At 64.3% G+C, this 20,220-nt stretch carries 17 protein-coding genes and 1 pseudogene; all 18 read right to left on the bottom strand.

Features of this window, described 5'->3' with window-relative positions:
• Nucleotides 1–52 precede the first annotated feature (52 nt).
• Nucleotides 53–826, bottom strand: a pseudogene (fabI, locus tag ON00_RS10600) (enoyl-ACP reductase FabI).
• On the bottom strand, nt 823–2,019 hold the full coding sequence (locus tag ON00_RS10595; protein WP_010405667.1) for an acetate/propionate family kinase: 1,197 nt from the start codon (nt 2,017–2,019) through the stop codon (nt 823–825). The pseudogene fabI and the gene ON00_RS10595 overlap by 4 nt, the downstream one beginning before the upstream one ends.
• Nucleotides 2,016–3,422 carry a bifunctional enoyl-CoA hydratase/phosphate acetyltransferase gene (locus ON00_RS10590; RefSeq protein ID WP_405053021.1) on the bottom strand — a complete coding sequence of 469 codons (1,407 nt, stop codon included), beginning with the start codon at nt 3,420–3,422 and terminating at the stop codon, nt 2,016–2,018. The genes ON00_RS10595 and ON00_RS10590 overlap by 4 nt, the downstream gene beginning before the upstream one ends.
• 18 nt (nt 3,423–3,440) lie before the next feature.
• Nucleotides 3,441–5,201 (bottom strand): PHA/PHB synthase family protein, encoded by a 1,761-nt coding sequence (locus ON00_RS10585; protein WP_010405662.1) that lies wholly within the window; start codon nt 5,199–5,201, stop codon nt 3,441–3,443.
• Nucleotides 5,202–5,359: 158 nt separating this feature from the next.
• Nucleotides 5,360–7,741, bottom strand: coding sequence for a phosphoketolase family protein (locus tag ON00_RS10580; RefSeq protein WP_010405660.1), 2,382 nt, complete (start codon nt 7,739–7,741; stop codon nt 5,360–5,362).
• A 214-nt stretch (nt 7,742–7,955) separates the two neighbouring features.
• Nucleotides 7,956–8,822 carry a F0F1 ATP synthase subunit gamma gene (locus tag ON00_RS10575; protein WP_010405659.1) on the bottom strand — a complete coding sequence of 289 codons (867 nt, stop codon included), beginning with the start codon at nt 8,820–8,822 and terminating at the stop codon, nt 7,956–7,958.
• On the bottom strand, nt 8,819–10,339 hold the full coding sequence (locus ON00_RS10570) for a F0F1 ATP synthase subunit alpha (protein WP_010405658.1): 1,521 nt from the start codon (nt 10,337–10,339) through the stop codon (nt 8,819–8,821). The genes ON00_RS10575 and ON00_RS10570 overlap by 4 nt, the downstream gene beginning before the upstream one ends.
• Nucleotides 10,320–11,072, bottom strand: a complete 753-nt coding sequence (locus tag ON00_RS10565) for a F0F1 ATP synthase subunit B family protein (protein ID WP_010405657.1) — start codon at nt 11,070–11,072, stop codon at nt 10,320–10,322. Before ON00_RS10565 ends, ON00_RS10570 begins: the two co-directional genes overlap by 20 nt.
• Before the next feature lies 1 nt (nt 11,073).
• Nucleotides 11,074–11,316, bottom strand: a complete 243-nt coding sequence (locus tag ON00_RS10560) for a F0F1 ATP synthase subunit C (protein ID WP_010405656.1) — start codon at nt 11,314–11,316, stop codon at nt 11,074–11,076.
• Complete coding sequence (locus ON00_RS10555; protein WP_010405655.1) at nt 11,313–12,017, bottom strand: F0F1 ATP synthase subunit A; 705 nt, start codon at nt 12,015–12,017, stop codon at nt 11,313–11,315. The genes ON00_RS10560 and ON00_RS10555 overlap by 4 nt, the downstream gene beginning before the upstream one ends.
• A complete protein-coding gene (locus ON00_RS10550; protein ID WP_010405654.1) occupies nt 12,014–12,280 on the bottom strand; it encodes an N-ATPase subunit AtpR in 267 nt (88 codons plus the stop codon). The genes ON00_RS10555 and ON00_RS10550 overlap by 4 nt, the downstream gene beginning before the upstream one ends.
• The gene (locus tag ON00_RS10545; RefSeq protein WP_010405653.1) at nt 12,277–12,558 is read right to left on the bottom strand and encodes an AtpZ/AtpI family protein; all 282 of its coding nucleotides are present in this window, start codon (nt 12,556–12,558) and stop codon (nt 12,277–12,279) included. The genes ON00_RS10550 and ON00_RS10545 overlap by 4 nt, the downstream gene beginning before the upstream one ends.
• A complete protein-coding gene (locus ON00_RS10540; RefSeq protein WP_010405651.1) occupies nt 12,555–12,965 on the bottom strand; it encodes a F0F1 ATP synthase subunit epsilon in 411 nt (136 codons plus the stop codon). The genes ON00_RS10545 and ON00_RS10540 overlap by 4 nt, the downstream gene beginning before the upstream one ends.
• A complete protein-coding gene (gene atpD / locus ON00_RS10535) occupies nt 12,962–14,380 on the bottom strand; it encodes a F0F1 ATP synthase subunit beta (protein WP_010405650.1) in 1,419 nt (472 codons plus the stop codon). Before atpD ends, ON00_RS10540 begins: the two co-directional genes overlap by 4 nt.
• Nucleotides 14,381–14,551: 171 nt before the next feature.
• On the bottom strand, nt 14,552–15,805 hold the full coding sequence (locus tag ON00_RS10530; protein WP_231564832.1) for an ATP-grasp domain-containing protein: 1,254 nt from the start codon (nt 15,803–15,805) through the stop codon (nt 14,552–14,554).
• 197 nt (nt 15,806–16,002) lie between these two features.
• Nucleotides 16,003–16,770 (bottom strand): polyphosphate kinase 2, encoded by a 768-nt coding sequence (gene ppk2, locus ON00_RS10525; protein WP_010405648.1) that lies wholly within the window; start codon nt 16,768–16,770, stop codon nt 16,003–16,005.
• A gap of 79 nt (nt 16,771–16,849) precedes the next feature.
• Nucleotides 16,850–19,258, bottom strand: a complete 2,409-nt coding sequence (locus ON00_RS10520) for a heavy metal translocating P-type ATPase (protein WP_010405647.1) — start codon at nt 19,256–19,258, stop codon at nt 16,850–16,852.
• Between the two features lie 102 nt (nt 19,259–19,360).
• The gene (locus tag ON00_RS10515) at nt 19,361–20,110 is read right to left on the bottom strand and encodes a Bax inhibitor-1/YccA family protein (RefSeq protein WP_010405646.1); all 750 of its coding nucleotides are present in this window, start codon (nt 20,108–20,110) and stop codon (nt 19,361–19,363) included.
• Nucleotides 20,111–20,220 lie beyond the last annotated feature (110 nt).

The following is a 20,220-nucleotide window of genomic DNA, read 5'->3' as shown; positions in this document are numbered from 1 at the left end:
GCCGGCTGCACATCGATAGTCCGCCAAATGCCCGCCCCACTGTCGATGACCGTCATGCCAGCAAGTGCTGACCACCATCGACCGGGATGATGGTGCCGGTGATGCGATGTGCGGCGTCGCTGACCAGAAACGCCGCCAGCGCGCCAACGTCTGCGATATCGACGCGGTGGCGGGCCGGTGCGCTGGCGGCGGCGCGTTCGAGCAGTTCGTCGAACCTTTCCAGGCCACTTGCCGCGCGCGTGGCGATCGGCCCCGGCGAGATCGCATGCGCCCGGATGCCCTTGGGTCCGAGTTCTGCCGCCACATAGCGCGTCACGCTTTCCAGGGCAGCCTTCACAGGCCCCATCAGGTTGTAATTCTCCACGACCAGTTCCGAGCCGTAGAAGGTGACACAAAGCAGACAGCCGCCATCGGTCATCAGCGGTTCGGAAATCCGTGCCATGCGCAGGAAGCTGTGGCACGACACGTCCATCGCGGTCGCAAAGCCCTCGGCCGAACTGTCGACGACGCGGCCATGAAGATCCTCGCGCGGCGCATAGGCGATCGAGTGCAGCAGGAAGTCGAGCCCGCCCAATGCGATCTGACCTGTTCGAACAGCGCTTCCAGCTCACCCGGAACCCGCACGTCGCATGGTGCCATCCACTCGATGCCGAGCTGTTCGGCGACGGGGGGCGACATGGCTTTTCGCCTTCTCGTTGAGATACGTTGCGGCCAGCCGCGCGCCGCAATGTGCAAAAGCCTCCGCGCACCCGGCCGCAATACTGCTTTCGTTGGCGATCCCGACAATCAGCCCGCGCTTGCCCGAAAGGTCGACGAGCGGCTTCATAGCTGAGCCCCTGCACCAGGTTCGAGAAGCGCGACGACGTGATCGGCGATCACGCGTTCCTCATCGGTTGGGATGACGCGTACGATCACCTTGCTGTCCGGCGCGCTGATGACAGGCGCGTTCGTCGCATTGGCGTCGGGATCAAGCATCACCCCAGCCCAGGCCAGGCGCTCGCAAATCGCAGCCCGGATCATCGAATCATTCTCGCCAATGCCGGCGGTAAAGACGAGGCCGTCGAGACCGCCGAGCGCGGGAATGAGAGCGGCAGCCTGACGGCCGGCTTGCTGGACGAAGAGGGCTACCGCCTCCTTCGCTTCCGGCGCGTCGCTTGCATGCAACGTACGCATATCGCCTGAAATCCCGGACACACCGAGCAGGCCCGATTGCTCGTAGAGCAACGTCTCCACCGCCTGTGCGGCCATACCGACCTGAGTCTGAAGATGAAGCACCACGCCAGGGTCGATCGCCCCCGAGCGCGTGCCCATCATCAATCCGTCAAGCGCCGTGAAGCCCATTGTCGTATCGACGCTCGCGCCGGCACGCATTGCGCACATGCTCGCACCGTTGCCTAGGTGCGCCGCGATGACGCGGCCTGCGGCCAGAGCAGGGTCGATCTCGCGGAGGCGGCCCGCGATGTATTCGTAGGACAGACCGTGGAAGCCATACCGGCGCACGCCCTGGCAGTGAAAGGCGCGCGGAATCGGCAGGCGCGTCGCCAATGGCGGCATGCCATGGTGGAAAGCGGTATCGAAGCAGGCGATCTGCGGGAGCAAAGGCGCCAGCACGCGCAAGGCCTGGACTGCGGCGAGGTTATGCGGCTGATGGAGCGGCGCCAGTGGGATGAGGGCTTCCAACGCATCCAGCAAAGTATCATCGATGATCTGCGGCCCGGCGAAGCAGACGCCGCCATGGACGATACGATGGCCGATCGCGGTGACCTTGCGGTCTCCCAATTGGGTTACCGCCCAGGCAAAGAGGTCCTCAAGCAGATTCTCGTGGGAGAGTGCGTCCCCGCCCGGCCACGTCTTTTCCACGATGGTCTCGCCACCCGAGTCGCGCGCGAGGAGCCGGGGGCTAGTGCCGATACCCTCGATCTTGCCGCCCGCATCGAAGTCGAGCTGTCCACCCGACAAGCGATAGAGCGCGAACTTGATGCTCGACGAGCCGGCATTGAGACTGACGATCGCCTTCATGAACGCTTCGCGATCGGGCCGGGCGTGGCCTTGGGAGTGGCTCGCGCCAGCAACACCGCGATTGCGCAGGACGCTACGCTGGTGCGGAGCGAATCCGCCCGGCTGGTAAGAATGATGGGTACCCGCGCGCCCAGCACCACGCCGGCCGCGTCCGCGCCGCCGAGAAAGGTCAGCTGCTTGGCGAGCATATTGCCGGCTTCCAGATTGGGAACGACGAGGACTTCGGCGCGCCCTGCAACGGGGGAGACGATGCCCTTGTCCTTTGCCGCCTTCTCGCTGATGGCGTTGTCGAAGGCGAGCGGGCCGTCAAGGACGCCGCCGATGATCTGCCCGCGATCGGCCATCTTACACAAGGCGGCCGCATCGAGCGTCGAGCGGATCGCCGGATTGACCGTCTCCACGGCAGACAAAATCGCAACCTTCGGACAGGCGATGCCGATGACATGCGCGAGGTCGATCGCATTGCGGATGATATCGGCCTTGTCTTCCAGGCTCGGCTCGATGTTGATCGCCGCGTCGGTGATGATGAGCGGCGCCGGATGCCCGGGCACGTCCAGCAGATAGGCATGGCTGATGCGGCGCTCGGTTCGCAGGCCCGTCGCAGCCGGAACGACAGCACCCATGAGTTCGTCGGTGTGCAGCGATCCCTTCATCAGCAGCAGCGCTTCGCCCGAGCGGACCAGTTCGACCGCGCGCGTCGCGGCGGCATGGCTGTGGGGCACATCGATCAGGCGGAAGGCACCGATATCCTTGCCGGCGTCCATGGCAGCCGCATGGATGCGGGCCTCGGGGCCGATCAGGATCGGCACGATCAGGCCGGCTTCGGTCGCGGCTGCCGCAGCCAGGATCGCGGCGGCGGTGCAGGGATGTGCGATCGCCGTGGGAACGGGCTCGCCGCTTCTCGTCATCTCGATCAGCCGGCGGAAGCCGTCATGATCCGAGAGCTGGATATCGGGCAGCGCCATGCGCGGGCGCCTTACCTTCTCGGTTGGCGCTTTGACCTCGGCCTCGCCGCTGATCACCTCCTCGCCGGCCTGGTTGATGCAGCAACAGTCGAAGACGACGATATGATGCTCGGCGCGCTTCTCGCGTACCGTGACCGACGCGATAATCGTGTCCCCCAGCCCTACGGGTCGCTTGAACCGAAGGCTTTGGCTCAGATAGATCGCGCCCGGCCCCGGGAGCTGCGTGCCGAGCACGGCGGAGATCAGACCACCACCCCATAGGCCGTGCGCGATCACCCGCCCGAACATGTCACCGGCGGCATATTCGGCATCAAGATGAGCCGGGTTGACGTCGCCCGAGACCAGGGCAAACAGCTGAATGTCCTGTTCGCCCAGAGTGCGCGTCACGCTCGCGGTCTCGCCCACGACGATTTCGTCGAAGGTCCGATTCTCGATCATCTCGAGGCTGCTCACCGCTCAGCGCTCCAGCACATACTGGCCGGGTGCGTCGCAGAGCGGCGTCAGGCTCTTTTCAGCATTGCCCATCGGCGGCGGCGCCTGCGGACGGCCCGAATGGTCGCCGAGCCAAGCCGCCCATTCGGGCCACCACGATCCCTCGTGCGCCTCGGCCTGGTCCAGCCAATCATCCGGATCGAGCGCGGGGCCGTCAAGGACGCGGGTCGCGACATGATAGCTGCGGTGGCGATGCCCGGGCTCGGAAACGATGCCGGCATTGTGCCCGCCGCTGGCCAGGACGAAGCGAATCTCGGCGCTGCTCAGCCAGTGCAGCTTGTGGACCGACCGCCAGGGTGCGACATGATCGCGATCTGTCCCCACTACAAAGATTTGCTGACGCAGCGACGAAAGCGTGATCGTGCGGCCCTCGACCTTGAACCGGCCTTCGGCAAGATCGTCGTCGAGAAAGAGCGTGCGCAGATATTCGCTGTGCATGGCGTAGGGCATGCGCGTTCCGTCCGCATTCCATGCCATCAGGTCGGTCATGGGTTCGCGCTCGCCCATCAGATAGGTGCCGAGGATCTGCGACCAGATCAGGTCGTTGGATCGCAAAATCTGGAAGGCGCCGCCCATCTGTTGGCTGTCAAGATAGCCACGGCTCCACATCATGTTGTCGAGCAGATTGAGCTGTGCCTCGTCGATGAACAGGCCGAGTTCGCCCGGCTCGCTGAACTCGGTCTGTGCGGCGAACAGGCTGAGCGACGCCAAGCGTTCATCTCCGTCGCGGGCCATGGCCGATGCGGTGATCGCCAGCAGCGTCCCGCCGAGACAATAGCCGACACCGTGGACCTTGGCCGAGCCCGTGATCGCCGTGACAACGTCGAGCGCCGCCATCGGTCCGAGGCGTCGATAGGCGTCGATGTCGAGATCACGATCGGCGCTCACGGGATTATGCCAGGACAGGACGAACACGGTATAGCCCTCGGCCACCAGCCAGCGGATCAGGGAGTTTTCCGGCGAGAGGTCGAAGATGTAATATTTCATGATCCAGGCGGGAACGATGAGGATCGGCTCGGGGCGGACGATCCCGGTCGTCGGCGCATATTGGATGAGCTCCACCAGCGCATTGCGGAACACCACCTTGCCGGGCGTGACCGCGACCGTCTCCCCGGCGCGGAACGCCTCCGTCCCTAAGGGCGGCTCGCCTCGGGCGCGCCGCTCCGCATCCTCCATCCAATGCTTCGCACCCTCGACCAGGCACTCACCACCGGTCTCGATGATCTTGCGCTGGAGCACGGGATTGGTCGCGAAGAAGTTGGTTGGCGCGATGACGTCGAGCATCTGCCGTGCCGCGAACGCCACCATCTCTTCATGATGCCTGGACACGCCGCTGATGCCGGTGGTCGCCGCATGCCACCATTGCTGCGTGAGAAGGAAGGATTGCGAGATCAGGTCGAAAGGGAACTGCCGCCAGGCCGGACCGATAAAGCGCCGGTCCTGCGGTAGCGGCTCGATCGCCGGCGCGGCATCGACCTGCCCCACGCGTCGCACGGCATAATCGGTAATCCGCTGGACCTTTCGCCCTGCCTTGCCGGCAAGCTGCAGCCGCTTGCCCGGCGATATGGTGAGATGAGCACACCAGTCCAGCCCCGCCTGCATCATTGTCACCGGCGACAGGCCAGAGGTCATCTGCGCGATTGCCGCGGCCGAGGCATGGTCGAGCGTCTGGGCGATGCCGTCGAGCGGGTCGCACTTGGCACAGTCTGCGGACGTATCGATCATGGAGCGTTTCTCCGGGGGACGTCGCGGCATGCCCGGCATGGCTCGAAACAACATTACGTAATGTCCCCATATGCTTGTCCGTTAACGAGCGCACGCGCAGAATGCCTGCCATGTCTCCCGGGGCGCGGCTCTCCCAAACCGCCCGTCTCGGTGACCCATCAGGCTCCGGAGGGCCACCGCCAGTCGCGAACGGCAGGCATATCGATCCCGTGTGCCGCAATGTACCGCTTGTGCTCGACCAGCTGATCATCGATCGTCTGCTTGGCGTAGGCGGCCGCGCTATCGGGCAGCTCCACATGGTCGATAACCTTCCCCATGAGATGGAAGCGGTCGAGATGGTTGCGGACCACCATGTCGAAAGGCGTCGTCGTCGAGCCCTCCTCTTCGAACCCGTGGACGTGGATATTCTGGTGGTTGGTGCGCTTGTAGGTGAGCCGATGAATTAGTGCCGGATAACCATGATAGGCGAAGATTACCGGCTTATCCGTCGTGAAGAGCGCGTCGAACGCGCTGTCGCTGAGCCCATGAGGGTGCTGGCTGTTGGGCTGCAACGTCATCAGATCGACGACGTTGACGACGCGGACCTTAAGGTCGGGGAGTTGCATGCGCAACAGGCCGACCGCGGCCAGTGTCTCCAGCGTAGGAACGTCGCCAGCACACGCCATGACGACATCCGGCTCTCCGCTGCGATCGTTGCTGGCCCAATCCCAGATACCGATGCCGCGCGTGCAGTGCTTGATCGCCGCACTCATGTCGAGCCACTGGGGCGAAGGTTGCTTGCCGGCGACGATGACATTGATTCGGTCCCAGCTGCGCAGGCAATGGTCGGTGACAAAAAGCAGGGTATTGGCGTCGGGCGGGAAATAGACCCGCACGATGTCAGCCTTCTTGTTGACGACATGATCGACAAATCCGGGATCCTGATGGCTGAAGCCATTATGATCCTGGCGCCAGACGTGAGAGGTCAGCAGATAATTGAGCGAAGCGATCGGGCGACGCCAAGGCACCTCCTTTGCCGTCTTCAGCCATTTGGCGTGCTGGTTGACCATCGAATCGACGATGTGGATGAACGCCTCGTAGCAGGAAAACAGGCCGTGGCGGCCCGTCAGCAGATAGCCTTCCAGCCATCCCTGGCAGCAATGTTCGCTCAGCACCTCCATGACGCGTCCGCTGGGATCGAGATGGACATCGTCCGCAATCGTCTCCGCATCCCAACTCCGGTCGGTGGCTTCGAAGATCGTCTGCAACCGGTTGGATGCTGTCTCGTCCGGGCCGAAAACGCGGAAGTTGCGGGCTTGGGCGTTCTCCCGCATCACGTCGCGCAGGAACGTGCCCATCACCTGGGTCGCCTCGCCGTCGGTCTGGCCGGGATGAACGACCGGGACCGCGTAGGACGCGAAGTCGGGTAACCGCAGAGGGCGCATTAGAGCCCCGCCATTGGCATGCGGATTGGCACTCATCCGCCGGTCGCCGCGCGGAGCCAGAGACGCGATTTCGGGCCGAAGCCGCCCGCCATCGTCGAACAGTTCTTCCGGATGGTAGCTGCGCATCCATTCCTCGAGCAGCCCAAGATGCTCGGGCTTGTCCATCGTGAACGGAACCTGGTGCGCGCGCCAGAAGCCTTCACTCTTCTGCCCGTCGACGATCTTGGGCCCGGTCCAACCCTTCATGCTGCGCAGGACGATCATCGGCCAGAGCGGACGCGTCGTGACCCCACCTTCGCGCGTGGCCTTCTGGATCGCGTGTATCCGATCGACCGCATCGTCTAGCGCGGCCGCCATCGCCTGGTGCATCGCGTCCGGCTCCTCGCCGTCGACCAAGATCGGCAGGTAGCCATAACCGCGAAACAGCGCGTCGAGCTCGGTGTGCGAAATGCGCGCAAGGACAGTCGGACTTGCGATCTTGTAACCGTTGAGATGCAGGATTGGCAGAACGGCCCCGTCGGTCGCGGGATTAAGGAACTTGTTGCTGTGCCACGAGGTCGCCAGCGGTCCGGTCTCCGCTTCGCCGTCGCCGACGACGCAAGCAACGATCAGATCGGGATTGTCGAAGGCGGCGCCAAACGCATGCAGAAGCGAATAACCCAGTTCACCACCTTCATGGATTGAACCGGGCGTATCGGGTGACGCATGACTGGGAATGCCGCCAGGGAAGGAGAATTGCCGGAAAAGCTGGCGCAGGCCATCTTCGTCGGGACCGATGGCAGGATAGACCTCGCTATAGGTGCCCTCGAGCCATGTGTTGGCGACGACACCTGGTGCGCCATGACCAGGCCCGGCGATGAAGAGCGCATTGAGGCCGCGCGCCTTGATGACACGATTGAGGTGCACATAGAGGAAGTTAAGCCCGGGGGTCGTACCCCAGTGTCCAAGCAGCCGCGGCTTGACGTGATCCATCTTGAGCGGTTCGCGGAGCAGCGGATTATCGAGAAGATAAATCTGCCCAACCGAGAGGTAATTGGCGGCGCGCCACCAGGCGTGGATCAGGCCGATCTCATCGCTGGAGAGTGGCTGGCCATTTGCCTCGGGCTGCGGGTCCATGGTCATTCTTCCTGAAACTGAAAAGGCATGGGTTCCCGGCCGCCTAGCCGGAGCTGGTGTAATGCCGGAACGCTGATGCGCCACCGCGCAGCGCTCGAACTGCTTGCGCACCCATGAATGGCGCAGACCGCTCGCAACATGCGTATTGATACGGATGGCAGTGCCGCACACTTATGCCAGGCAATCACGTCGCTTCCGGCATCAGCTCAGCCCCCTACTCCGATACCGTCCTGGTTCGGCAGCGTGCGCGTGCCCCGGCCGCCAGCTCAACCACCTCGGCGGTGATTTCCTCCTGACGCGTCAGCCGTTCCTCGCGTTCAAGCGCCTGGAGTCTGGCGTCGATATTGGTTTTCGCGGCCGCCATCGTCGCCATGCGAGCCTCGTTTTCAGCGGCGAAGGCCTCGGTGGCCGCTTCGCACAACTGGGCGAAGACATATTCCTGGGCCAAGCGCTCGACGAGTTCGCCTGCCGTCAGATTGATCAGGGGTATCGACCCAACTGGCTCCGGCGGAAACATATCTGGATCGAGCGGCAAAAGACTGCGGCGGACGACCGACGCACCATGCCCTGCCGTCCAGACCGGATAGATCATTGCGACCGGGACCGCGCCGGCCATGGCCACATAGTCGTAGAGGGCGCCAAGCAGCTCGGTTGCCATATCGGCAAGCGCAGCGGCGCGACTAGGAAGGCTGGTGGCCCAGGCAACGGGCAGTGTCCGCTCGGCAGCAAGCGCGGCGGCACGATCGCCGACGAGGAAGATGTGCGCCACTCGGGAATCGCTCGCAGCGGCGTTCAAGACCTGCTCTGGAAAGGCGCCCGCGAACCCCTGCTCTGCGCCGAAGACGATAAGACCTGTCTTGCCCTTTGCGCTGTTCAGCGGCGGTGCCGCAGATCCTGTCTGTAGCTGCCGCGCCCTCCCAATCGCATGGCCCGCCGTCGCGGCATAGGCGCGGATCGCGGGCAACAACGCGCGGCCCTGCTGGGCACGGGCGCCGGCGATGCCGCGCATCGCATTGACCACCGCACCGAGTTGCCGCACCGTGGCGATCCGTCGCCCGACAGTGGCCAGACGATCGCTCATGTCGCGGCGCCAGCGCTGGAACTGGCGATCATCCGCTTTACGGCCGCCAACAATGCGGCCCGCAACGTCGCATCCATTGTCCCCTTTTCCTCGACCTGCCCTATGAGCTCGGCGGCATTGGCATCGAGCCATGACGGCAGCGTCGCGCGGATCGCAGCGATGTCGGGGATCGCCAGGGCATCCAGGAGGCCCTCCGTGAGCGCGATTGCCAGCGCCACCTGATCCACGACCCGCAGAGGCTGGAAGCGCGGCTGGGAGAGCAATGCGCGCAGCCGCCTCCCACGCTCGATCTGGGCCTTCACGCGCGGCTCTGGCTGCTCGCCGAAGCGGGTGAACATCTCGAGTTCGAGGAACTGGGCATAGTCGAGCCGCATCGTGCCGCTCGTGTCCCGCAGCGCCCGGGCCTGCGTCTTGCCGCCTACGCGACTGACGCTGGTGCCGACATCGACCGCGGGTTTGTGGCCTTCGGCGAACATCCGGGTGTCGAGCACGATCTGCCCGTCAGTGATCGAGATCAGGTTGGTCGGGATATAGGCGCTGACATTGCCGGCATCGGTCTCCGCGATCGGCAGCGCCGTGAGCGAACCGCCGCCCTTTTCGGGCGACATGCGGGCGGCGCGCTCCAGCAACCGCGAATGGAGGTAGAAAACGTCGCCCGGATAGGCCTCGCGTCCCGGCGGCTGGCCGGTCAGCAGCGCGATCTCGCGGTGCGTGGCGGCATGCCTGGTGAGGTCGTCGAGCACGACGAGCGCATGGCCGCCCTGATCGCGGAAATATTCCGCCATGGTGAACGCGGCAAACGGCGCGATCCATTGCAACCCCGGTGCGGAAGCCGGGCTCGCGACCACGAAGATACAGCGTTCCGGCGCGCCATGGCGGCGCACCTGATCGATCACGCGCGCGACACTGGAGGATTTCTGACCGATCGCGACATAGATGCATATCATGTCGCTCGACCGCTGGTTGATGATCGCATCGACGGCGAGCGCGGTCTTGCCGGTCGCGCGGTCGCCCAGGATCAGCTCGCGCTGGCCGCGGCCGAGCGCGAACATCGCGTCGATGACCAAAATCCCGGTCTGCACCGGCTGAACGACGAGGTCGCGCTCGATAATCGACGGCGCGGGACGCTCCACCGGCTCGAACCGCTCGGCGACGATCGCCGGCCCGCCGTCGAGTGGCCGGCCGAGTGGATCGACGATACGGCCGAGCAGTCCCCGCCCCACTTGCGTGCGCACCACTGCGCCGGTGCCCGAGACGATGTCCCCCGCCTCGATGCTGTCAGCATCCTCGAGCATCACGCAGCCGATGCGATCGCGGTCGAGCGTTTGTACGAAGCCCGCCTGACCTCCGGCAAACTGCAGCAATTCGTCGAGCCGGGCCTCCGCCAAACCCGAGACCAGCGCTACGCCATCGCCGATGGATTCGACGCGGCCGATCTGGCGGACCTGTGCGCCGATTTCCGCCGCGGCCACGCGCGTCGCGGCCCGGGCAAGCCATTCATCCGCGGAGCCCGGCATGATCGTCCTCCTTGAGTGCCGCCAGCTGCGTGTCGAGATCGGCTCGCCAGCTGTTGCGGACGAGCATGTGCGGTCCATGGAGCTCGAACCCGGCAATCAGCGCGGGATCGACGGTGAAAGTCGGTGCTGCAAGCCCCGGCAGCGCCTCTGCGAGCTTTTGCACGCACCGCGCCTGGGCCTCCCCATCGAGCGCGGCCGGCGTCACGATGGCGAGAGGAGCGTCACCGGCCAGGGCCCGGCGTTCCTCGATCGGCAGGCGTTCGATCCGTTCGAGCAGGGCAGCGAACATCATATCGGTGGTGGCCCCGGCCGGTAGCCGGTGCAGCAACGCAGACGCCATCTGTCCCGCGAGCACCGCCGCTTTTTCCTCTAGCTGTGTCGCCATGCCCTTTTGCGCATCCTCGACAGAAGCAAGCGCCTGCTTCGCTTTTGCATCGGTCTCGGTCGTGGCCGCATCAAGGAGGCGGCTGCGTTCGGCCTCTATGCTGGCCAGCAAAGCTGACCGGCGTGCCTCTCCATCGGCGGCGAAGGCGTCGGTCTGCGCCTTGAGATCCGCTTCCAGCTTGAGCGCAGCTGCCTTCGCAGACTCCGCATCGGCGAGCAGCTGGTCCATAGCCGTCTGGCGCGCGGTGATAGCCCCCATCACCGGACGAAACAGGAAGCGTGCGAGCAGCCAGACGAGGATGACGACGTTGATCGCCTGCAGCGCCAGCGTCCACCAGTCGATACGCATGTCAGGCGAAGGGATTGGCGAAGAGCAGCAGCAGCGCGATCACGAGACAATAGATCGCCATCGTCTCGATCATGGCCAGGCCCACGAACAGGGTGCGCGAGACGGTGTTCGCCGCCTCAGGCTGGCGAGCGATCGCGTCCATCGCTGCGGCGACCGCCTTGCCTTGGGCGAGTGCTGGCGCGATCGCGCCGATGGCGATGGCGAACGCCGCGCCGAGGATGCTGACGATGTGGATCCAGTTCATGAAGAGACCTCGTGGTTCGGCGCTTTCGGGGATGGGTTCGCTTCGCTGATGGCGCTGCCGATAAAGACCATTGCGAGCGCGCCGAAGATGTAGGCCTGGACGGCTCCGGTCAGCATCTCGAGCGCCATCAGCGGGATCGGTACGAGCAACCCGGCAAGGCTCAGCACGACGCCGATCATGAACACGCCGCTCATGACATTGCCGAACAGGCGCACCATCAGGGAGAAGCTGCGGGTAAACAATTCAACGAGATTGAGCGGAGCGAGCAGGATCGACGGCTGTGCAAAGCTGCGCAGATAACCGCGCGCGCCAAGCGCCCGGACACCGAACCAGAGCGTCGCGCCGAACACGATCAAGGCCAGCGCCGCGTCAGTTTCGAGGGCCGCCGTAGGCGGTTCGACGCCCGGCAAAAGCGATGACCAGTTTGCGACGAGCAGGAAGATGAAGAGCGTCCCGATCAAAGGCAGATAGGGCCGGGGCTCCGCGTCCATCGTCTCGCGAATCTGGCGCGCGATCACATCGACCACCAGTTCCAGCGCCGCCTGGGTCCTGGTGGGACGAAGGCCGAGCCGCCGGGTCAGAAACCAACAGCCGATCGTCAGCACCGCCATGATGCCCCAGGTCGTGACAACCGGCTGGCTGATCGGAACCGGCCCGATCGTGAAGAGGATATGGCTTTCGAGCGGAGAAGCGATCTTCACGACACCGCTCCCAGTCGGTGCAGCACGACCTGTCGCGCCGCCATGAACCCAGCCGCGGCCGCGAGTAGGCCCCCCCAGCCCTGCCTTGCGGCAACGAGCAGCACGCCGAGCGTCAGGAGCATCCGGCCGAGCCGCAGGCCGAGCGACAGCATAATCGATCCGCCATGGACGAGCAGGTCAGCGTCCTTCGCGATAGCGAGGTAATGTGCTGTTCCGGCAGCGGCGCCGAGCAGCAGAAACAGGAGGACGGCCCAGGGCGTCATTGCCGCCCGATCCACTTCCAGGCCGACCAGCAGCCGAGGCTCACGCCAAGGATCAGCAGCGGCGCGGTCCAGAAGATGCCGCTGGACAGCCGATGGTCGAGCCAGCGGCCGATCGCGAGCGCGATCAGCGCCGGCACGACGATCTGCCAGCCAAGAACACCGATCTGGCCGAAATTGCGCGCAAAGGAGGGCAATCCCCGCGCCCTGCGTCGGCGTTCGGCGCGCTGTTTGACCGCGTCCACGAGCCGTTCCTGCTCGGGTGGCAGAGCCTCGGTCATAGACCGATCTCCGCCGGCCCGCCTTGCAGAGCCTCGACCATGCGCCGGATCGCGCGCATGCGCAGCCGCGTCGCGGAGGTGCGACCGCTGCGTTCGGCATCACCGCGCTCGCGGTAACGGCTAAGCACTACCGTCTCGAGTTCGTCGAGATCGTCGCCGACATGCGCCTCGCGCGTCGCGATCGCGACCTCCTTGCCGCCACTCACCGTCAGAATGCCGTTGCGTACCGCGCAGTAGCCGGCGCGCCCGTCCATGTCGCGCCAGGAGACGACCGAGATGTCGAGCGCGGTCAGGAAATCGGCGTGGCCGTTCAGGATGCCAAAGCTGCCCGTCGCATCCTCGGCGCGGATCGCGGCGACCTCCCGGTCGACCATGATCGCGGTGGGATCAGTGATGCGCAGCCTCATGGCTTGGGCCCCACCTTGCCGCGCGCCTCTTCCAGGTCTCCGACCATATAGAAGGCACTTTCGGGCCAGTCGTCGGCCTCGCCGCCGAGGATGGCGCGCACGCCATCAAGTGTGGCGTGGAGTGGCACCGATCGTCCGGGCTGGCCTGTAAAAGCCTGCGTTACGACAAAAGGCTGCGTCAGGAAGCGCTGGAGTCGGCGGGCACGGCCAACGATCAGCCGATCCTCCTGTCCCAGTTCCTCCATGCCGAGCAGCGCGATGATGTCCTGCAGCTCGCGATAATGAGCGATCGTCTCGCGGACCTTTTGGGCCAGCGCATAATGGTCCTCGCCCACGACCAGCGGATCGAGCAGGATCGAGGTGGAGGCAAGCGGATCGATCGCCGGGTACATGCCCTCCGCGGCCATCGTGCGTGACAGGAGCACATTGCTGTCGAGATGCGCCGAGATCGCCGTCACGGCAGGATCGGTGAAATCATCAGCGGGCACATAGACCGCTTCGATCGCGGTCACCGATGCGCCCGCGACCGAGGCGATCCGCTCCTGGAGCGCCGCGACTTCGCTCGCGAGCGTCGGCTGATAGCCGACCCGCGACGGCATCCGCCCCAAGAGCCCCGAAACTTCGCTGCCCGCCTGGACGAAGCGGAAGACATTATCCATCAGCAGCAGCACATTGCGTTTCTGCTCGTCGCGAAAATATTCGGCGATGGTAAGCGCGGTCAGGCCGACCCGCCAGCGCGCGCCCGGCGGCTCGTTCATCTGTCCGAAGACCAGCACGGTCTTCGCGATCACGCCGGAAGTGCGCATGTCGGTGAGCAGTTCATGCCCTTCGCGCGAGCGTTCGCCGATACCAGCAAACACCGACACGCCCTCGTAGCGTGCGACCATCGCGTTGATCAGTTCCATCACCAGCACGGTTTTGCCGACCCCGGCGCCGCCGAACATCGCCGCCTTGCCGCCTTGCGCGAGGGGCGCAAGCAGATCGATCACCTTGATCCCGGTCTCGAACATCGTCGTCGCTGTGCTCTGGGCATCGAGTGGCGGCGGTTGGCGATGGATTGGGCGAAGCGGAACGTCCACTGGAAGTGCCGCCCCGCCGTCGCCAATGACGCCGGTGGCATCGAGCAGGCGGCCCAGAACCGCATCGCCGACCGGTACCATGATCGCTGCACCCGTGGCCTCGACATGGACGCCGCGCGCGAGTCCGCTGGTGGTCTGGAGTGCGACCGCTCGGACGGTGCGCGCATCGACATGGCTCTGCACCTCGGCGATGTGCATTCCCGTTGGGGTTGCGATGCACAGCGCATCGTTGACTGGCGGGAGCGAGCCGGCGGCAAATTCCACGTCGAGCACGGGACCGCGGATCGCGCAGACGCGTCCGCTCGCCTTATCGATGTCGGTTGCCGCGGTGCTCATCTCAAGTTTCTCATAACGGGAGCTAAAGCGAGATCGGGCGCCATCGATATGCGGGACAATACGGATGCTCGTCTCTGCGCCGCGGCTTCGCCGGATCGCTAATGCAATCCGGTCTGGCGAAGTCTGATGCGTCCCGAATTCCAGGACGCCAATTTCGCTGTTCTGTCCGGCTCACGCTTCCCCGGTGGTGCACCTGCCGCAGTCCTGCGGCGCATCGTCGGCGGCCATCAGCAGAACAGGCGCGAAACCGCCACCGGCGGTGCGCATATTGGTGGTTTGGCCCTGATATAGTCGCGCAGCGGCAACAAGTGGCTCCCCATCATAGGTGTAGAGACGGACGTCGATCTTGCGCTTGACCATCTCTCCATCCAGCCGGATGGTCCGCTCGCTTGGCCGCACATAGGCTTGGGCGACATAGTCGCTCTCCAGGATCTCGGCCCACACCGATTTCGTCAGCTTGTCGCCACGATAGGCCGCTTTGCTCCCATACCCTCCGGCCGGCTTGAAGAAGAATTGCCTGCGGCCCGCCCAAAGCCGCTCGGCGGAAGCCTTGTCGACCCGTTCGGTTGCCGGAATCCCGGCAACAAGCGTGTCGACAATTGCCGGGTCGAAACCCCATTCCCGCAGCTGCGCGGTGTCGGACAGCAGGGTGAGATTGCGCTTGTCGGCGAATTTCGCGTGGACATGGGGATTGGGCGTTACGACCACCGAGCCATCGAGATATGCCGCTCGCAATGCCGAGTGCTCGGGTCGATCGAGCGAGAAATCGACGAGCCGGTTGTAGATGAGATCCACATTCCGGTCCCCATAGCGAAGAGTGCCGGACGCATAGGCGAATTCAGAAGGATCGGCGATGCAGACGCTATGGCCGGCCCGCTCCAGCAAATGGCGGGTCAGCAGAAACTCGGGAAACAGATATTGCGATACGGGATCGTCATCGACAATGGCGATAGAGACCGGTTCGCCGCTGCCGCGTTGATAGCGCCATTCCTTCGAGAACATGCCCGCGACCACGGTCTCGAAGGGATCTGCGCGAAGAAAATCTGTCGGCTCGGAAGGACAGCAGACTCGTTGCGCCCGCGCGAGCACGGCATTCAACATTGCTCCTCCTGCATTGGTATTTATTTCGATCAGGGCCGGGCCGCGCTCGCTCAGATGGAAGTCATAGCCCATGAAGACGCCGTGCGGACCAAAGTCCTGTCGGGCACTTACTGGCGCCCAGGCCATGGTGGCTGCTAGATAATCCGGGTGGCGGGCGACCGTCTCGATCGCGGCGATGATGCGCTGCATCCCGGCGAGTTGGGACGCATTGATGAACACCGCGACGTCCGAGAATAGATGTGGACGCGTTTCCAGATATGACGCTCCCATTGCCAGATCGCCCGTCTCCCGGACGAGGGCGTCGCTCAGGGCGGCGCGATCCAAGGTGACGCAAACGCATTCCGGACGTCCGTTCTGGAGGTCTGAGACTCGGGCTTCCTCTAGGCTCGGCACGCTATCGAGCTTCCCTGGAATAGAAACTGGACCCAGAACATAGCCTGATCCTTCTTTGGCTCATGCAAATTTCATTTCACGTGAGCGGCAACGACTTCGCCCTCCGCGCGATGACCTAAGAGGCTCGCTCACGGCGCGATCAGGCCCTGTTCCCGGGCGGCATCGTCATAAAGGAAGGCGGTATTGGGATCAGGATGACCATAGCGATCAGAATCCGTTTCTCCCAGCCGGGTCAGCATATCCCTGATCAGCGCGAGACGGGCCTGGTCCTTGTCGTCCCCTCGCACCACCGTCCAGGGTGCTGCGATGCTGTGCGTGCGGGCGAGCATTGCATCGCGCGCCTTGCTATAGGCCTTCCAGCGCTTGTTCGCCTGATCATCGATCGGGCTGATCTTCCACTGTTTGAGCGGATCCTCGCGTCGGGCGGTCAGGCGTTTCTTCTGTTCCGCCCTCGAGATATCGAGATAATATTTTACCAGCGTGACCCCGCAATGTTCGAGCAACTGCTCGAACATCGGGACGGTCGTCAGAAACTCCTCATATTCCTTGTCGGTGCAAAAGCCCATCACGCGCTCCACCCCGGCGCGATTGTACCAGCTACGATTGAACAGGACGATCTCGCCGGCAGCCGGCAGATGAGGGACCCAGCGCTGGAAATACCACGACCGGCGATCGTGATCCGATGGGGGCCCGAGTGCCACCACCCGGGTTTCGCGCGGGCTCAAGTGCTCGACGACACGCTTTATCGTGCCGTCTTTGCCGGCCGCGTCGCGCCCTTCAACGATGACCAGCACCTTGCGGCCATCCTCGATAATTCCCCGCTGCAGGGCGGTGAGCCCGATCTGGAGCGCGCGCAGCTGCTCGGCGTAACGGGGCTCGTTCTTCGCCTTCACCACCGGTTCTTTCTCCTGTCGGCAATCATACACACCACGGTAGCGGGCCGCGAGGGGCCGGGGCCGCACTCGTGGGCCGGTCTCAAACAGCGGCACCAACGGCATTGTGCTCCACCGCTGATGCCCGACTCATGCCGCCCCGACTGATACCCGCCAGCCGGGTGCGCTTCAGCAGCAGCGCGTTGACCGCGACGAGTGCGGAGCTGCCCGACATAGCCAGCGCAGCGACCTCGGGGCTCAGCAGCACCGGATAGAGCACACCTGCCGCGAGTGGAAAGGCGATCACATTGTAGCCGACCGCCCACCACAGATTTTGGTGCATCTTGCGAAGCGTGGCGCGTGAGAGCGCTATGGCACCGACAATATCATAAGGATCGCTCTTCATCAGGACGACATCGGCGCTTTCCATCGCGACGTCAGTGCCCGCCCCGATCGCAAACCCTACGTCGGCCTGGGTAAGCGCGGGGGCATCGTTGACTCCGTCACCGACCATGCCGACACGCTGGCCCTGGGCCTGCAGCTCCTTGACCTTCTCCGCCTTTTGACCGGGAAGCACGTCGGCAAGGACGATGTCGATGCCAAGCTCATCGGCGATTCGCTTGGCCGTGCCGGCGTTGTCGCCGGTAATCATCGCGACCTTGACGCCGCGCTCCCGAAGCGCCGCGACGGTCGCCTTCGCGGTTGGCCGCGCCGCATCCGCTATGGCGATCAACCCGAGAATCTCGCCGCCGCGCGCAACATGGACGACGGTGCGCCCAGCCCCTTTCAGGCGTTCGCCAGGTTCCTCGAGGGCACCCAGCGCGACTTTTCCTTCATCCATGAGGCGCCGGTTGCCAAGCAGCACGGTTGCGCCCTCGACTTGGGCGCTGGCGCCCTTCCCCTCGATATTGGCAAAGTCGCGCGTCTCAGGAAGGGTGATACCGGATGCACCTTCGAGGACCGCGATCGCAAGCGGGTGGTCGGAGTTGCGCTCGATCGCGCCGGCGATGCGAAGCACCTCGTCCCGGGTTATGCCTTCCGCTGTGACAACCTCGACAACGTTGGGCCGGCCCATGGTGAGCGTGCCCGTTTTGTCGAACACGATGACGTCAAGCTTGGTCGCATCCTCGAGCGCGCTGGCATTCTTGAACAGGATGCCGTTCATCGCGCCAAGGCCGGTGCCGACCATTATCGCCATCGGCGTGGCAAGGCCAAGGGCGTCCGGGCAGGCGATCACGAAGACCGTGATCGTCATGGTCAGCGCAAACAGCAGTGTCCCACCCAGCATCCAGTACCAGATGGCGAACGTCGCGAGACCGATCAGAATTGCCGCGAGCACCAGCCACTGCGATGCCCGGTCGGCGAGCAGTTGTGCCGGCGCCTTCGAGTTCTGCGCTTCCTGGACGAGCTTGACGATCTGGGCGAGCGCGGTGTCGGCGCCCACCTTGGTCGCACGGTAGCGGAAGCTGCCGCTGCGGTTGATCGTCGCGCCGATCACTGTGTCGCCGGGCGCCTTCGACACCGGCATCGATTCGCCCGTGAGCATCGACTCGTCGACCTCGGATTTGCCTTCGAGGATTTCGCCGTCGACAGGAATCTTGTTGCCCGGCCGGATCAGCACGACATCGCCGGCCAGTACCTCCGCGGTCGGCACTTCGACGTCCTTTCCGTCCCGCTCCACGGTCGCCATAGGCGGCGCCAGATCCATGAGCGCGCGGATTGCCTGGGACGCGCCGGCGCGGGCGCGCATCTCCAGCCAATGGCCGAGCAGGATGAAGATGAGCAGGACCGCGGAAGCCTCGTAAAATTGCTGGCCCTTGAACAGGAATGTCGACGCCACGCTGAACAGATAACCGGTACCGACGCTCAACAGGACGAGCACCGCCATGTTGAGCACACCGTTTCGAAGCGCGCGGATCGCGGCGACCACGAAGGGCCAGACCGGATAGAGGATCGCGGCGCTGGCAAGCAGGAACAGGGTCAGGTCGAGACTGAGTCCGAACATCGGTTTCAGCAGGGGATGGTCCAGGCCCATTGGCGACAGCGCGAAGATCGGCAGGCCAAAAACGAGGCTGACGATAAACCTGTTGCGCATGTCGCGCGCCATCGTCGCCATGTCCTTGCCGTCGCCATGGCCCATCTCGTGCGCCATGGCGTCGTGTTCGGCCGTCACGGGCTTGCGATCGGGAGCAACCGATTTGGCGGCGACTCCATCGGAACGATGATCGGCAGGGTGCGTCGCGGCGGGCAAGACAGAGGACAGGGTTGTGCTTCCGATCACGCACACATGCCGCGGGACGAGCCGGCCGCCGCAATGGAAGCCGCAATCCGCGATCTTCTCCTCTATCGCGGCTTCGCTGGTGCGCGCTTCATCAAAGCTGACGGTGACGCTGTCGGAGGCGGCGTTCGCGGAGACCCGCGTCACGCCGGGAACCCGCAGCAACTGCTTTTCGACCCCGAGATGGTCGAGTGTTCCGAATGATCCACGCAGATCGAAGGTCGACGTCTTCAAGGCAGGTCTCCGAAATCGAGGCAAGGCGCTGCCGACGGGTCGGCAGCCATAGATGCGCCCGCCGCGAAGGCCTGCGCGTGTGGGCCAGTCATCACGGCTGACCTATTGCCGCCGATCACCCATGAAGCGCAGCAGGAACAGGAACAGGTTGAGGAAGTCGAGATAGAGCGTCAGCGCTCCCATCACGACCGCCTTGCCGCGAAACTCGGTACCGGCCACATCGAAGTAGACGCTCTTGATCTTTTGCGTGTCAAACGCAGTCAGGCCCGCAAACAGAAGCACGCCGATCGCGCTGACGATGAGATCCAAAGTGGACGACCGCAGGAACATGTTGACAATCATGGCGATGAGCAGGCCGACGACGCCCATGATCAGGAAGGTCCCGAACGCCGACAGGTTCCTCTTGGTAGTGTACCCCCACAGGCTCAGGCCTCCGAAGGCTGCGGCCGTAACGAAGAATGTGCGTGCGACACTCACGCCGGTATAGGCGAGAAGGATGGTCGACAGCGACACGCCCATCAGGATCGCATACGTCCAGAACAATGCCTTGACGGTGGGTTCGGACAGCCGGTTGATACCGACGCTTAGCGTGAAGACGAGGGCGAGCGGTGCGAAGACCGCTATCCATCCGAGCAGTGTCGGAGTGCCGCTCGCGGCGAAAAACACGGCGCGTACCCCGGCGCTGTTCGCAACCAACATCGCGACGATCCCGGTCAACAACAGACCGCTGGCCATGTAGTTGTAGACTGCGAGCATATATGTTCGCAGTCCCGCATCGAAGGCGACCGCGGGGATTACCGGATTCCTGCCAGCAGTAAGCGGCGATGTGGTCGGTTTCAGCGGATCTGCCATAGCCAGTGCTCCTTCTCGGTGTGGCGGTTTCAAGGTTCAGTCACTTCGGCGAGGCGACCGGCACCGTACATGCAGCCGCGCCAGTCTGTGCGCCGCGTCCCGATGCCGGG

This window comes from Sphingomonas echinoides ATCC 14820 (assembly GCF_000241465.1).
Taxonomy (GTDB): domain Bacteria; phylum Pseudomonadota; class Alphaproteobacteria; order Sphingomonadales; family Sphingomonadaceae; genus Sphingomonas; species Sphingomonas echinoides.
This window is presented reverse-complemented; position numbering and strand designations above follow the sequence as displayed.

What these genes read in the sequence shown, in the direction of transcription:
- ON00_RS10585 (WP_010405662.1), bottom strand. Translation starts at nt 5,201, where the DNA reads ATGATCGATACGTCCGCAGACTGTGCCAAGTGCGACCCGCTCGACGGC.
- ON00_RS10565 (WP_010405657.1), bottom strand. Translation starts at nt 11,072, where the DNA reads ATGCGTATCGACTGGTGGACGCTGGCGCTGCAGGCGATCAACGTCGTC.
- ON00_RS10595 (WP_010405667.1), bottom strand. Translation starts at nt 2,019, where the DNA reads ATGAAGGCGATCGTCAGTCTCAATGCCGGCTCGTCGAGCATCAAGTTC.
- ON00_RS10590 (WP_405053021.1), bottom strand. Translation starts at nt 3,422, where the DNA reads ATGATCGAGAATCGGACCTTCGACGAAATCGTCGTGGGCGAGACCGCG.
- ON00_RS10540 (WP_010405651.1), bottom strand. Translation starts at nt 12,965, where the DNA reads ATGAGGCTGCGCATCACTGATCCCACCGCGATCATGGTCGACCGGGAG.
- ON00_RS10560 (WP_010405656.1), bottom strand. Translation starts at nt 11,316, where the DNA reads ATGAACTGGATCCACATCGTCAGCATCCTCGGCGCGGCGTTCGCCATC.
- ON00_RS10580 (WP_010405660.1), bottom strand. Translation starts at nt 7,741, where the DNA reads ATGGACCCGCAGCCCGAGGCAAATGGCCAGCCACTCTCCAGCGATGAG.
- ON00_RS10575 (WP_010405659.1), bottom strand. Translation starts at nt 8,822, where the DNA reads ATGAGCGATCGTCTGGCCACTGTCGGGCGACGGATCGCCACGGTGCGG.
- ON00_RS10515 (WP_010405646.1), bottom strand. Translation starts at nt 20,110, where the DNA reads ATGGCAGATCCGCTGAAACCGACCACATCGCCGCTTACTGCTGGCAGG.
- ON00_RS10570 (WP_010405658.1), bottom strand. Translation starts at nt 10,339, where the DNA reads ATGCCGGGCTCCGCGGATGAATGGCTTGCCCGGGCCGCGACGCGCGTG.
- ON00_RS10545 (WP_010405653.1), bottom strand. Translation starts at nt 12,558, where the DNA reads ATGACCGAGGCTCTGCCACCCGAGCAGGAACGGCTCGTGGACGCGGTC.
- atpD (WP_010405650.1), bottom strand. Translation starts at nt 14,380, where the DNA reads ATGAGCACCGCGGCAACCGACATCGATAAGGCGAGCGGACGCGTCTGC.
- ON00_RS10550 (WP_010405654.1), bottom strand. Translation starts at nt 12,280, where the DNA reads ATGACGCCCTGGGCCGTCCTCCTGTTTCTGCTGCTCGGCGCCGCTGCC.